Genomic DNA, 12,798 nt, shown 5'->3' on the forward strand with positions numbered 1-12,798 from the left:
GAGCTTCGCACCGTGGCCGACAACACGTTCTGGATCGCCGCCCTCACCGGCGGCACCGCCGTCCTGGCCAGCTGGGTCACCAGCCGGGGCAACACCCGGGCCGCCCGGATCCAGGCGGACACCGCGGCACGGGCCCAGCAGTCGGAGCGGCGGCGCGAGAGCAGGCGCACCGCGTACCTCGATCTGATCGAACACGCCCACCAGAACGTCGAGGTGTACTGGGAGGTGTCCGCCGCCCAGCGCACCGCCGACGCCGAGCGCCGACCCGCCGCCCTCGAGGAACTGGTCGAGCGGGAGCTCGACCAGTACGGGAAGCTGCGCCGGCGCGTACGCGTGATCGAGCTGGAGGGACCGCCCGCCGCGGCCACGGCGGCGAACGCCCTGCAGAACGCGACCGGCCCCTTCCACCGGGCCCTGCGGGACATGCGCTCCGACGCCCCCGCCGACCCCGAGGCCGTACGCCGCTTCGAGGCCTCCTACCGCCCGTTCTGGGCCGCCCTCACGGACTTCGTCGACGCGGCGCGGGACGCCCTGCGCGAGGAGTGACGGACGCGGCGGGCAGGCGGGCGGCCAGGGTCCCTTCGCCGCAGGCGAGCGGAGCCTGGCCGCCCCGAGCGACAAGGTCACTCAACGGAAACGACGTTGGGCTTTGACCTGGCTCTGCTATGGCTTCAGAAAGTGTTTTGCGCGTGAGAATGAATTACGGCGCGGGTCAGCGCTTTTCGACGGGGTTGAGGAGGGAGTACTTGACCCAGCCCTTCTTCCCCTTGTTGGCCCCGCTGGTGACCTTGCCGTAGCTCCACTTGTAATCCTTGGTGCAGTACTCGGTGAAATCGGTACCCTTGGACAGGAGTCCAAGGGAGGTGTAATTCGTCCCGGGGCCGCTGCGCAGGTTCACGGCCGCCGAAGCTTCCTTGGTCTGCGTAACGATCAGGTTGCACGCCCTCGGCAGGGATGCCGCCGAGGCGGTCGGGGCGGTGAGCACGGCGCCCCCGAGGATTACGGCAGCGGACGCGGCAGCCGCGCCTATTCGCCGGGCAATTCGCACTTCTCGTCTCCTTGATTCGCCAGGTGATCGCGATGGATTGTCAGCTGAAGCAAGGGGATTCCTGACTCATGAAGCCCCCGTGGGTCAGCGACCCGAAAAAAACTTACTCCCCCAACGCCAACCGGGACATAATCCATCTGGTCGCCCGAATGCGTTGGGTTGCGCCGGCTTGGTCCTCGCTCAGCGCGTCGGGCGCGCTTGGTCTTCACGCGCGCGAAGTAGACCCTACCCGATGCTGTAGACGGACTTTCGCCAACGTCGTTTCGGCTGAGTGGCGTTCACGCCTCGCCCCGTGCCGGGAATCCCGGCACAGGGCGAGGGCGGGCGCGGGGGCTCCCGCTCACAGGAAGCGGCTGAGGAACGCCCGGGTGCGCGGGTTGGCCGGGTTGTCGAGGACTTCCTCGGGGGTACCGCTCTCGACGATAACGCCGCCGTCCATGAAGACCACCCGGTCGGCGACCTCCCGGGCGAAGCCGATCTCGTGGGTGACCACCAGCATGGTGAGGCCGCCGCGCGCCAGGTCGCGCATGGTGGCGAGGACTTCGCCGACCAGTTCGGGGTCGAGGGCGCTGGTCGGCTCGTCGAAGAGCATCAGCTTCGGCCGCATGGCCAGGGCGCGGGCGATGGCCACCCGCTGCTGCTGGCCGCCGGACAGCTGGCGCGGGTAGGCGTCGGCCTTCTCGGCGAGACCGACCTGTTCCAGCAGCCGCAGCGCCGTCTCCCGCGCCTCGGCCTTTGGCATGCGCAGGACGCCCACCGGGGCCTCCATGACGTTGCCGAGGACCGTCTGGTGCGGGAACAGGTTGAAGTGCTGGAACACCATGCCGATGTCGCGCCGCTGCCGGGTCGCCTCGCGGGGCCGCAGGTGGTGGACGCGGGAGCCGGTCCGGCGGAAGCCGATCAGCTCGCCCTGGACGTGGACGGAGCCGGAGTCGATCCGCTCCAGGTTGTTGACGCAGCGCAGGAAGGTCGACTTGCCCGAACCGGACGGGCCGAGCAGCACCACCACCTCGCCCGGGTGGACCTCCAGGTCGATGCCCTTGAGGACCTCGACGTGTCCGAACCGCTTGTGCACCTGGTGCGCCCGCACCATCGGCCAGGTGGTGGCCGGGTCCGTCGCCTTGGTCGCCTTGGTCGTCGTCATGAGGGGGTCTCCGATACGGGTTCCGTCCCTGCCTTGTCCGCCTTGCCTGTCGTACGGCGGCGGAAGAGCGCGAAGTCCCAGAAGCTCTGCGGGGAGTTACGGCTGCTGCCGCGGGCGTAGTACCGCTCGATGAACGACTGCCCGACGTAGAGCACGGAGGTCATGACCAGGTACCACAGGCAGGCCACGACGAGCAGCGGGATGGTTTCGAAGGTGCGGTTGTAGATCGACTGCGCCGTGTACAGCAGGTCGGCGAGGGCGATCACGCTGACCAGCGAGGTCGCCTTGAGCATGTTGATGACCTGGCTGCCGGTGGGCGGCACGATGAAGCGCATCGCCTGCGGCAGCACGATCCGGCGCAGGATGCGGGCCCGGCCCAGACCGAGCGCGGAGGCGGCCTCGGTCTGGCCGTGGTCGACGCCGAGCAGACCGCCGCGCACGATTTCGGCCATGTACGCGGCCTCGTTGAGGCCGAGGCCGAGGATGGCGGCGAGCCAGGGGCTGATCAAGGTGTTGGTCTCGGCGCTGATGAACTCGGGGCCGAACGGGATGCCGAAGGAGATCCGGGGCAGCAGCGCCGAGAGGTTGTACCAGAAGATCAGCTGCACCAGGACCGGGATGCCGCGGAAGAACCAGACGTAGGCGCCGCAGACCGTGCTGAGCACCCGGTTCTCCGACATGCGGCCCACCGCGACGAAGACGCCGCCGACGGTGCCGATCGCCATGGCCACCACGGTGAGTTCGATGGTGGTGACGATGCCCTGGCCGAAGACCTGCGCGCCGAAGTAGGCGCCCACCGTGCCCCATTCGAAATTGGGGTTGGTGATCAGGAAGTGCCCGAGCTGGGCGGCGAGCACGGCCAGGACCACCACGGAAAGCCAGCGCAGCGGATGCCGTACGGGAACGGCGTGGGCCACGTCCACGGGGTGGTCGGGCGCGTGCGGGTGCTCCGTACGTTCCTTGACGGCGACAACCGCCGGGGTGTGGTCCGGGGAATCCGGGGAGGGGGCGGTGGCCATGGCGGCTCACCTCCTTTCGTGAGTCATCCGGAGCCGGGGCTAGGACTTGGCGAGGTTGACGCCCGCCTGCTTGAGCTCGTTGTCCTTGAGCCCCCACTTCTGCATGATCTGGTCGTAGCTGCCGTTGTCGATGAGCTTCTGGATGGCCTTGAGCAGGACGTCGCGCAGCGGTCCGTCCTTGGGGACGACGGCGCCCTGGTAGAGGTCGTCGAACCCGTTGGACTGCCCGGTGCCCGCCAGCTCCAGCTCTCCCTTGGACTGCTGCACGAAGTACGTCAGCGGGGCCTGCGAGGAGAAGAACGCGTCGGCGCGGCCGGACTTCACGGCGAGGATGGAGGACGGCTGGTCCTTGTACGACTGGACCTGGACGGCGGCCTTGCCCTTCTTCTTGCATGCCTCGGACTGCTTCTTGATGACGCCCTCGGCGGAGCCGCCGGCCATGACCGCGACCTTCCGGCCGCAGGCGGTGTCGAGGGAGGTGATGTTCTTCGGGTTGCCCTTGGGTACGGCGAAGACGACGAACTCCCGGACCCAGTCCACGAAGTCGTTGGCGCCCTGCCGATCCTTGAAGTCGCCGATCGGGCCGATGGCGAAGTCGTAGCGGCCGGCCTTGATGCCCGTCAGCTCGCTGGGCAGCCCGTCCGCCGTCACATGCTCGATGGTGACGCCGAGCACCTTCCCGAGCGCGGCCGAGAGGTCCGCGGAGGCCCCGGTGAGGCTGTGGCCGTCGGAGCCGGCGATCTCGTACGGCGGGAAGGAGCCGTTGTTGACCGACACCAGCTTTCCGGACTTGCGTGCCTTCTCGGGCAGTTGGCCGTGCAGTTCCTTGTCCTCGGTGAGCTGGGACCCCGCCGCGGCGGCCGTCTTCTCGCTCGCCGCGCCGTCGGCCTGGGGCGGGTTGGCGCCGCAGGCGGCGAGCAGGGCGGTACAGGACAGAGCGGCGCCGGCGGCGAGGGCGATTCGTCTGGGGGACATATCAGGCTCCGAGGGGAAGGGTGCCGAGGGGAAGGGTGCCCAGGGGACGGACGGTCGGGTCGACGGCGAACCGCCGGTTGGCGAGGACGGGGAGGGTGGAGCGGGCGGCGGCGGTGACGCCCGGGTCGGCTTCGGCCCAGGCCAGGCCCTGGCCGGTGGCGAGCCGGGAGCGCACGGTGCCGAGCGGGTCGATGATCAGGCTGTTGCCGATGTTGCGCGGGCCGGACTCGCCGCTGGCGGCGACCCAGCAGGTGTTCTCCAGGGCCCGCGCGGCGATCATGACCTCCCAGTGGCGTTCCTTGGCCGGGCCGCGCACCCAGGCGGCCGGGAGCGCCAGCACCTCGGCGCCCGCGTCGGTCAGCAGCCGGGCCAGCTCAGGGAAGCGGACGTCGTAGCAGGTCATCAGGCCCACCTTGGTGCCGGCCACCTCGACGACGACGGGCGGTTCGTCGGCGGGGCGGACGTTGGCGGACTCCTGGTCGCCGAAGGCGTCATAGAGGTGGATCTTGCGGTAGCGGGCGATCAGCTCGCCCGCGCGGAGCACCACCAGGGTGTTGAAGACCCGGCCGTCGTCGGAGGGCTCGTGGATGCCGACCACGATGGTGGTGGAGCCGTGCGCGGTGGCGGCGGCCAGTTCGGTGACGAACGGGCCGTCCAGCGGCTGGGCGACCTCGCGGATGCGGTGGCGGTCCTCGGTGAAGCGGGCCAGCACGCCCTCGGGGAGGACGAGCAGATCCGCGCCGCCCCGGTCCGCCTCAGTGGCGAGGTCGAGGCACGCGCCCAGGTTCTCCTTCCAGTCGGGGCTGGCTGCGAACTGTCCTACGGCGATACGCATGCGGCGGTGCTCCAAGAAGTGTCGATCGGTGGGGTGGGCAGGGCCGGCGGCGTCACGCGGCGGGGGCGACGGCGGCGGACGGCAGCGGGAAGACGACCGCGGGGTCGATGGGCTCGGGCGCGATGCCCTGCGCGTACAGCTCCTCGCAGAAGGCCCGGGTCATCGCGGCGTTGTGCTCGGTGCCGTACGGCATCCAGTCCGCGCCGAAGACCTCGACCGACTCGGTGAGGGAGTGCAGCAGCCAGGGCGTGGTGTCGGCGAGCAGCCGCCGCCGCTCCAGCCAGTGGCGCTTGGACGCGTCCAGGCCCGCGAGAAGGGCGGCGGGCAGCTCCGGGTGGGCCTCGACGACCTCCTTCTTCAGCGTCACCAGGTGGATCCCGGGGACGAACCCGGTGGCCGCCCAGTAGGCGCGCTCCGCGGCCGGGTGATCGTCGAGCAGATGCCGGAAGCGGCTGTCCGGGGTGAAGAACTCCGGCGGCATGAACGGGGTGAGGATCGCGTCCAGCCGCCCCGCGGCCAGCTCCCCGACCAGCGACTCGCCCTCGGCCATGGCGGACACGTGTCGCGGCAGCGGACGGTCTCCCAGCCGATCCTTGCCGACCTCCCCGGCGGCCAGCGGCCCCACCCGCCACTCGATACCGGACAGGTCCACGCCCGCGGCCCGGATCAGCGCCCGGGTCCAGGTGTTGCCGGAGTCGGGCCAGCCGGTGAGGCCGATGCGGGCACCGGCGAGCTCGCCGAACGAGCGCAGCGGGCTGTCGGCGCGCACCAGGACGCAGCGGTGGCGGAAGCCGCGCATCACGAACGCGGGCAGGCCGACCAGCCGGTCGTCGCCCGCCGCGCGGGCCCGTACGTAGCGGCTGAAGGAGGTCTCCCCGCCGTCGAGACCGGGCTCGGTGAGCACGTCGGGGGTGACGTCCCGCGCGTCGATCTCGACCCGGAAGCCCGGCACCTGCACCCGCCCGGACATCAGCGGCACCAAGTGGTCCCAGTCGCGGAGTCCCAGACGGATCGTGGGCGATGACACAGCACGCACTCCTAGCGGTTGGTACATGACACGCAAAGCTCGTTCATGACGCACTTGACGCACATGGCTTGTTTTCATCCATGCGATGACCGGCAGGCTATTGTTCAGAACAGAGGTCAAACAAGATCTAGTTTGTTACTGAACATAGTTTTTCCGTGTCGTAACCTGTGGGCGCAGAAGTGGGGGAACAAGCTGGTGAGCGACGGAAACGGCAGGGTCGAGGGACCGGGCGGCAGATGGCCGACCCGCAGGCTGGCGGGGCACATCAAGGACGCGAGCGCCCGCGGCATCGCGGTCGCCATGACCGATCTGATCCGGTCAGGGGAGCTGGCTCCCGGCAGCTCGCTGCCCACCGTGCGGGCCCTGGCCGGTGAACTGGCCGTCAGCCCCAGCACCGTGGCCGAGGCGTGGGCGGTGCTGCGCCGGCACCGGATGATCACCACGCTCGGCCGGCGCGGAAGCCTGGTCAGCGGCCCCCCGTCGGTCCCGCACCCGGTGCGCTACGAACGCGTCGGCGACTTCGGCACCCATCTCACCCTCGACCTCGCCGTGGCCGCACCGGACCCCGCCCTGCTGCCCCCGCCGGCCGACGCCCTGCTCGCCGGGGCACGCACCCCGCTGCTCAACGCCTACTCCCGCACCGCCATCACGGACGGGCTCCTCGACGCCGTGCGTGACACCTGGCCGTTCGCACCCGAGGCGTGGATGGCCGTCGACGGCGGCTACGCGGGCGTACAGCTGCTGTGCCAGGCGCTGATCGTGCCCGGCGACCGGGTCATGGTGGAGGACCCCACGGCGGCCCGCCTGCTGGACATCCTCGAAGCCCTCGACGCCCAGGTCGTGCCGGTCGCCTGCGACGCCGAGGGCCCGCGCGCCGACGCGCTGGCGCGCGCCCTCGACCAGCGCCCCGCCCTGTTCCTGCACCAGTCGCGGGCCCAGGCCCCCTGCGGCTGGACGCTCAGCGAACAACGGGCCGCGGCCCTCGCCGCCGTCCTGGAGGACGCCCCGAATGTCACCGTCATCGAGGACGACGGCATCGGCCCGCTCGCCACGCGCCCGGGCGTCAGCATCGGAACGCACCTCCCGGGGCGCACCGCCCTGGTCCGCTCCTACTCCAAGGCGTACGGGCCCGATCTGCGCCTGGCCGTGGTCGGCGGCCCGGGGGAACTGGTCGATCGCGCCCGGGTCCTGCGGACCTTCGGCTCCGGCTGGACCAGCCGCATCCTCCAGGACGCGCTCGCCCACCTGCTCACCGACGCGGCCACCACCCGCCGGGTCCAGGAGGCCGCCGAGCGGTACGGGCTGCGCCGCGGCGCGCTCGCCGAACGGCTCGCCGGGCTCGGCGTGCCCACCCTCAACCAGGACGGCCTCATGCTCTGGGTGCCCGTGGCCGACGAGACCTCCGCGCTGGTCACCCTGGCCGCCCGGGGCGTCACCGTCTCACCGGGCGGCCGCTTCTGCGTCTCCTACTCCCAGCCCCATATACGGGTCGCCACCAGCAGGCTCTCCGAAGACCCGGCCACCCTGGACGACACGGCCGCCCTGCTCGCCCTGGCGGCGGCGGCCACGGCGGACCACCTGCGCTGAAATCCGTACGGCGGCACGGCGCCGAGCCCGGGCCGACGCTTGGGTTCCAGCGGCCGGGGCTCGGCGGAGGCGCAGGTCAAAGGGGCCCCTGTGGCCTTATCTTGGCGCGCATGCAGTCATACACGATCGGCCAGGCGGCACGGCTCCTCGGCGTGAGTCCGGACACCGCACGGCGGTGGGCGGACGCGGGCCGGGTGGCGACCCACCGCGACGAGAGCGGGAAGCGGCTCATCGACGGGAAGGACCTGGCCGCGTTCTCCGTGGAGCTCGCCAAGGGCGGAAGTGGCGGGAGTGGCGGAAGTGGCGGGGGTACGGAGGAGGAGGCGTCGTACACCTCGGTCCGCAACGCCTTCCCCGGCATCGTCACCGCGATCAAGCTCGGCGATGTGGCGGCACAGGTGGAGATCCAGGCCGGACCGCACCGGCTCGTATCGCTGCTCACCCGGGAGGCCGTGGAGGAACTGGGGCTGGAGGTCGGCATGGAGGCCACCGCCCGGGTGAAGTCGACGAACGTGCATATCGACCGCGTCTGACACCCTCCCATGGCCCTCTCCCATGGCCCTCAGCTCCACGCGGGGTATCCGCCGTCCACCCGGATCGTGTCGATACCGCTGATGTACCGGGCGCCGCAGCGGTCCTGGGGCAGGACCAGATGGGGGCCCGCGCGGTCGAGCGGGGTGTCGTCGAGGGTGACCGCGAGCAGGACGGGGGCGCGGCCGAAGTCCGGGTCGATCTCCGCCCAGGACAGCAGCGCGCGGTGGCCGTCCGTACCGCGTACGGCGATGAGGAAGCGCAGCCGGTCCTTTCGGCGGGCCGCGTCGAAGACGGGACCGGCGTCGGTGAGGACGTCGTGCAGCAGCGGTCCGGTGAAGTGGTGGTGCTGGACACCGCTGGTGGCGCATTCGAAGGCGACCTGTGCCCCGTGCTGGGGCCAGGCGAGAAGGTCGGGCACCGTCAGGCGGGCCGGACGGGCCAGATCACCTGCGAGGACGAGTTCCGCCACCGGACCGGCGGCCGTACCGGCGGCTGTGAGGGACTGGCTCACGAGGTACCACCTCCCTGGTGACCCGTACCCGAACAGCCATCCCGTACAAACGCATATGCAATGCCAGTACCCAGAAGATCCAGCTCATGCAATGGGATGGGAGGGTTTCCCCTCGCAAGTGCGGAAGTATCATCAACGCCTGACCAGAGTCAGGACCCGAGGGAGTGGACCCGTGATGACCCGTTCCGCGCGCCGGACCCGCCGGATGCTTCAGGTGGCCGGCGCAGGTGCCGCCGCCCTGCTGACCCTGAGCGCCTGCTCCTCGTCCGACTCGGACTCCTCCGGGACCGGGAAGAAGGACTCCTCCACAAAGGGCTCTTCCGGCTCGGACAAGCTGTCCGGCGAAGTGACGGTCTTCGCCGCGGCCTCGCTGAAGGAGAGCTTCGGCACGCTCGGCGACACGTTCGAGAAGGAGCACCCGGGGACGAAGGTCACCTTCAGCTTCGGCGGCAGCGACAGCCTCGCGGCCAGTATCACCGGTGGCGCCCCGGCCGATGTGTTCGCCGCCGCCAGCCCCAAGACGATGAAGATCGTGACGGACAAGGGCGACGCGGCCGGCACCCCCGCCACCTTCGTGCGCAACCAGCTGGAGATCGCCACCCTGCCGGGCAACCCCGACCAGGTCGCTTCCCTGAAGGACCTCACCAAATCGGGTCTGAAGGTGGTGCTCTGCGACAAGACGGTGCCCTGCGGCGCCGCCGCGCAGAAGGCCCTGGACGCGAGCAAGCTCAAGCTCACCCCGGTCTCCTACGAGCAGGACGTCAAGTCCGCCCTGAACAAGGTCGTGCTCAAGGAGGCCGACGCCGCGGTCGTCTACAAGACCGATGTGAAGGCGGCGGGTGACAAGGTGGAGGGCGTGGAGTTCCCCGAATCGGCCGACGCCATCAACGGCTACCCGATCGCCCTGCTCAAGAACGCCCCCAACGCCAAGGCGGCCAAGGCGTTCATCGAGCTGGTGCGGTCCGCCGAGGGCCAGAAGGTCCTCACCGGGGCCGGGTTCCTCAAGCCGTGACCCCACCGGACAAGACCGGCGCCGCGGACACCCTCACCGGTGATCCGCGGCGCCGCCGCATGGGCAGGGAGCGCGTCCGCGGGGGCGTACCGCTGCCCCTCCTGCTGCCCTCGCTGATCGGCCTGGCCTTCCTGCTGGTCCCCCTCGTCGCCCTGCTCATCCGGGCTCCCTGGAGCAGCCTCCCCGACCTGCTGACCAGCACCGAGGTCTGGCAGGCCCTCCAGCTCTCCCTGGTCTGCGCCACGGCCGCGACCGCGGTGAGCCTGGTCCTCGGGGTCCCGCTGGCCTGGCTGCTCGCCCGCGTCGAGTTTCCCGGCCGCGGCCTCGTACGCGCCCTGGTGACCCTGCCGCTCGTCCTGCCGCCGGTCGTGGGCGGTGTGGCCCTGCTGATGGCGCTCGGCCGCAACGGCGTCGTCGGGCGCTGGCTGGACTCCTGGTTCGGGATCACGCTGCCGTTCACCACCACGGGTGTCATCGTGGCCGAGGCGTTCGTCGCGATGCCGTTCCTGGTGATCAGCGTCGAGGGCACCCTGCGCGCCGCCGACCCGCGCTACGAGGAGGCCGCCACCACCCTGGGGGCCTCCCGCTTCACGGCCTTCCGCCGGGTCACGCTGCCGCTGATCGCTCCTGGTGTCGCGGCGGGCGCCGTGCTCGCCTGGGCCCGGGCGCTCGGCGAGTTCGGCGCGACGATCACCTTCGCCGGCAACTTCCCCGGCCGTACACAGACGATGCCGCTCGCGGTCTACCTGGCCCTGCAGAACGACCCGGAGGCGGCCATCGCCCTGAGCCTGGTGCTGCTGGCCGTGTCGATCGCCGTACTGGCCGGGCTGCGCGACCGCTGGATGGCCCCCGCATGACCGACACCGATAAGACCGCGCTCAAGGCAACCACCACCGAGGGTCTTGATGCCCGTCTCGTGGTCGAGCGCGGCTCCTTCCGGCTCGATGTGGCGCTGACGGCCGCGCCCGGTGACGTGGTTGCGCTCCTGGGGCCCAACGGCGCCGGCAAGACCACCGCCCTGCGCGCCCTGGCCGGCCTCGTACCGCTCACGGACGGCCATCTGAGGCTGGACGGAGCCGTGCTGGACCGTACGCCGCCGGAGTCCCGCCCGGTCGGCGTGGTCTTCCAGGACTATCTGCTCTTCCCTCATCTCTCGGCGCTCGACAACGTGGCGTTCGGCCCCCGCTGCCACGGCGCGAGCAAGACGCAGGCCCGCGCACAGGCCGCCGAGTGGCTGGACCGCATGGACCTGGCCGCCCACGCCGGGGCCAAGCCCCGCCGGCTCTCCGGCGGCCAGGCCCAGCGCGTCGCCCTCGCCCGCGCCCTGGCCACCCGTCCGCGGCTGCTGCTTCTCGACGAACCGCTCGCCGCCCTCGACGCCCGCACCCGCCTCGACGTCCGGGCCCAGCTCCGCCGCCACCTGGCCGACTTCGAGGCGGTCGCCGTACTCGTCACGCACGATCCGCTGGACGCCATGGTGCTGGCCGACCACCTCGTCGTCGTCGAGGACGGCCGCGTCGTCCAGCAGGGCACCCCCTCCGACATCGCCCGCCGCCCCCGTACGGACTACATCGCCCATCTGGTCGGCCTCAACCTCTACAAGGGCCGGGCCGAAGGGCATACGGTCCGCGTCGACGGCGGCCCCGGGATCACGACCACGGAGGACCTGACGGGCCCGGCCTTCGTAGCCTTCCCGCCGAACGCGGTGACCCTGCACCGGGACCGCCCCACCGGCTCCAGCGCCCGCAACCTCTGGCGCTGCGAGGTCGCCGGTCTTGAGACCCACGGCGACCAGATCCGCGCCGCCCTCACCGGCGAACTGCCCCTGGCCGCCGACCTGACCACGATCGCCGCCGCCGAACTCGACCTCCGCCCGGGAGCCACGGTGTGGGCCACGGTCAAGGCGGCCCAGACACACGCGTACCCCGCCTGAGATCAGTACACATCACGTACGTAGCGCTTGTCGGCGGCCAGCTGTTTGACGTACGCCTCTGCCTCGGCCGCGTCCAGGCCACCGTGGACGGTGACGATCTCCCGCAGGGCCCGGTCGACGTCCTTGGCCATACGGGAGGCGTCGCCGCACACGTAAAAATGGGCGCCATCGCGGAGCCAGGACCACAGCAGCGGACCGTGTTCGCGCATCCGGTCCTGGACGTAGAGTTTGGCGCGCTGATCGCGGGAGAAGGCGGTGTCCAGGCGGGTGAGCGTGCCCCCGGCGAGGAACGCGGCCAGTTCCTCCTCGTAGTAGAAGTCGGTCGCGCTGTGCTGTTCCCCGAAGAACAGCCAGTTCGGGGCGCGGTGGCCGCGGGCCCTGCGCTCCTCCAGGAAGCCGATGAAGGGCGCTATGCCGGTGCCGGGGCCCACCATCACCACCGGTGTGGCGGGGTCGGCGGGCGGGCGGAAGTGCGGCGCCGGCTGGACACGGACCGGCACCGGGGCGCCGGGCTCGGCGTCGGCGAGGAAGGGGGAGCACACGCCCTGGCGGGGGCGGCCGCGCAGATTCTCGTAGCGGACGACGGAGACCGTCAGCGACACCAGATGGGGGTCGGTCAGGGGGCTGGAGGATATGGAGTACAGGCGGGGCTGCAGCCGCCCCAGCACCTCGGCCCACTCCTGCGCCCCGGCCCGTAGGGGAAATTCGGCGGCCACGTCGACGGCCTGGCGCCCCCAGGACCACTGCGCCAGCCCGCCCTTGTTGTCCGGGCGCAGCAGCTTCCGCAGCTCGCGCGGGTCGCGGGCGCGGTCGGCGGCGAAGCGCAGCAGATCGGGGGTGATCCGGGTGATGTCCAGGTGGCGCAGCAGGGCCTCGGCGAAGGGCATGTCTCCGACGCCGGTGACCGAGACGGTCGCGTCCGCGTCAAGACCGGTGACGGCCAGCCACTCGGTCACCAGCTCCGGCCAGTTGACGGGGTGCACGGCCAGGGCGTCCCCGGCCTCGTAGCGCAGCGGGGTGTCGCTGTCGCGGGTGTCGAAGGTGAAGCGCCGTACCTCCTTGCCCGCGCCGGGCAGGCTCAGCAGGCGGTTGCCGGTCAGGCGCGCGGTGACCGGGGCGGCTCGGCCCGGCCTGGGAGCCGCGGCCGGGGCGGCGGCGGCCGGGGCGGCGGCG

At 71.3% G+C, this 12,798-nt stretch carries 14 protein-coding genes; 6 read left to right on the top strand and 8 right to left on the bottom strand.

Annotated elements, in window-relative coordinates; genetic code table 11:
• Positions 1 to 12 precede the first annotated feature (12 nt).
• Positions 13 to 546, top strand: coding sequence for a hypothetical protein (locus ACWDSL_RS34250; RefSeq protein WP_450491852.1), 534 nt, complete (start codon positions 13 to 15; stop codon positions 544 to 546).
• A gap of 166 nt (positions 547 to 712) precedes the next feature.
• On the opposite strand, the gene ACWDSL_RS34255 is transcribed toward ACWDSL_RS34250, so the two are convergent.
• The 6 genes from ACWDSL_RS34255 to ACWDSL_RS34280 form a co-directional block, all read right to left on the bottom strand.
• Positions 713 to 1,048, bottom strand: coding sequence for an SH3 domain-containing protein (locus ACWDSL_RS34255; protein WP_256981890.1), 336 nt, complete (start codon positions 1,046 to 1,048; stop codon positions 713 to 715).
• 340 nt (positions 1,049 to 1,388) lie between these two features.
• Positions 1,389 to 2,141, bottom strand: coding sequence for an amino acid ABC transporter ATP-binding protein (locus ACWDSL_RS34260; protein ID WP_450491864.1), 753 nt, complete (start codon positions 2,139 to 2,141; stop codon positions 1,389 to 1,391).
• 47 nt (positions 2,142 to 2,188) lie between these two features.
• Positions 2,189 to 3,211: an amino acid ABC transporter permease gene (locus ACWDSL_RS34265; RefSeq protein ID WP_450491853.1), complete on the bottom strand. Its 1,023-nt coding sequence runs from the start codon at positions 3,209 to 3,211 to the stop codon at positions 2,189 to 2,191.
• A gap of 39 nt (positions 3,212 to 3,250) precedes the next feature.
• Positions 3,251 to 4,186 carry an ABC transporter substrate-binding protein gene (locus ACWDSL_RS34270; protein WP_450491854.1) on the bottom strand — a complete coding sequence of 312 codons (936 nt, stop codon included), beginning with the start codon at positions 4,184 to 4,186 and terminating at the stop codon, positions 3,251 to 3,253.
• A gap of 1 nt (position 4,187) precedes the next feature.
• Positions 4,188 to 5,021 (bottom strand): nitrilase-related carbon-nitrogen hydrolase, encoded by an 834-nt coding sequence (locus ACWDSL_RS34275; RefSeq protein ID WP_450491855.1) that lies wholly within the window; start codon positions 5,019 to 5,021, stop codon positions 4,188 to 4,190.
• A gap of 52 nt (positions 5,022 to 5,073) precedes the next feature.
• Positions 5,074 to 6,048 carry a hypothetical protein gene (locus ACWDSL_RS34280; protein WP_450491856.1) on the bottom strand — a complete coding sequence of 325 codons (975 nt, stop codon included), beginning with the start codon at positions 6,046 to 6,048 and terminating at the stop codon, positions 5,074 to 5,076.
• Positions 6,049 to 6,243: 195 nt separating this feature from the next.
• Between ACWDSL_RS34280 and ACWDSL_RS34285 the strand changes: the two genes are divergently transcribed.
• Both ACWDSL_RS34285 and ACWDSL_RS34290 read left to right on the top strand, forming a co-directional pair.
• Complete coding sequence (locus ACWDSL_RS34285; protein ID WP_450491857.1) at positions 6,244 to 7,635, top strand: aminotransferase class I/II-fold pyridoxal phosphate-dependent enzyme; 1,392 nt, start codon at positions 6,244 to 6,246, stop codon at positions 7,633 to 7,635.
• A 110-nt stretch (positions 7,636 to 7,745) separates the two neighbouring features.
• A complete protein-coding gene (locus ACWDSL_RS34290; RefSeq protein ID WP_450491858.1) occupies positions 7,746 to 8,168 on the top strand; it encodes a TOBE domain-containing protein in 423 nt (140 codons plus the stop codon).
• 29 nt (positions 8,169 to 8,197) lie between these two features.
• On the opposite strand, the gene ACWDSL_RS34295 is transcribed toward ACWDSL_RS34290, so the two are convergent.
• The gene (locus tag ACWDSL_RS34295; RefSeq protein WP_450491859.1) at positions 8,198 to 8,680 is read right to left on the bottom strand and encodes a molybdopterin-dependent oxidoreductase; all 483 of its coding nucleotides are present in this window, start codon (positions 8,678 to 8,680) and stop codon (positions 8,198 to 8,200) included.
• Between the two features lie 175 nt (positions 8,681 to 8,855).
• Here ACWDSL_RS34295 and modA point away from each other — a divergent pair, with 175 nt between their 5' ends.
• From modA to ACWDSL_RS34310, 3 genes are read left to right on the top strand one after another with little or no spacing between them, the layout of a single operon-like run.
• A complete protein-coding gene (gene modA / locus ACWDSL_RS34300) occupies positions 8,856 to 9,692 on the top strand; it encodes a molybdate ABC transporter substrate-binding protein (RefSeq protein WP_450491860.1) in 837 nt (278 codons plus the stop codon).
• The gene (gene modB, locus ACWDSL_RS34305) at positions 9,689 to 10,549 is read left to right on the top strand and encodes a molybdate ABC transporter permease subunit (RefSeq protein WP_450491861.1); all 861 of its coding nucleotides are present in this window, start codon (positions 9,689 to 9,691) and stop codon (positions 10,547 to 10,549) included. Before modA ends, modB begins: the two co-directional genes overlap by 4 nt.
• Positions 10,546 to 11,625 carry an ABC transporter ATP-binding protein gene (locus ACWDSL_RS34310; RefSeq protein WP_450491862.1) on the top strand — a complete coding sequence of 360 codons (1,080 nt, stop codon included), beginning with the start codon at positions 10,546 to 10,548 and terminating at the stop codon, positions 11,623 to 11,625. Before modB ends, ACWDSL_RS34310 begins: the two co-directional genes overlap by 4 nt.
• Positions 11,626 to 11,627: 2 nt before the next feature.
• Here the strand turns inward: ACWDSL_RS34310 and ACWDSL_RS34315 are convergent.
• Positions 11,628 to 12,798 (bottom strand): diflavin oxidoreductase (locus ACWDSL_RS34315; RefSeq protein WP_450491863.1); only part of this gene is annotated, 1,171 nt, incomplete at its 5' end.

The sequence above is a fragment of the Streptomyces sp. NPDC000941 genome (genome assembly GCF_053599555.1).

What these genes read in the sequence shown, in the direction of transcription:
- ACWDSL_RS34260 (WP_450491864.1), bottom strand. Translation starts at nt 2,141, where the DNA reads ATGGTGCGGGCGCACCAGGTGCACAAGCGGTTCGGACACGTCGAGGTC.
- ACWDSL_RS34265 (WP_450491853.1), bottom strand. Translation starts at nt 3,211, where the DNA reads ATGGCCACCGCCCCCTCCCCGGATTCCCCGGACCACACCCCGGCGGTT.
- ACWDSL_RS34270 (WP_450491854.1), bottom strand. Translation starts at nt 4,186, where the DNA reads ATGTCCCCCAGACGAATCGCCCTCGCCGCCGGCGCCGCTCTGTCCTGT.
- ACWDSL_RS34275 (WP_450491855.1), bottom strand. Translation starts at nt 5,021, where the DNA reads ATGCGTATCGCCGTAGGACAGTTCGCAGCCAGCCCCGACTGGAAGGAG.
- ACWDSL_RS34290 (WP_450491858.1), top strand. Translation starts at nt 7,746, where the DNA reads ATGCAGTCATACACGATCGGCCAGGCGGCACGGCTCCTCGGCGTGAGT.
- modA (WP_450491860.1), top strand. Translation starts at nt 8,856, where the DNA reads ATGACCCGTTCCGCGCGCCGGACCCGCCGGATGCTTCAGGTGGCCGGC.
- ACWDSL_RS34310 (WP_450491862.1), top strand. Translation starts at nt 10,546, where the DNA reads ATGACCGACACCGATAAGACCGCGCTCAAGGCAACCACCACCGAGGGT.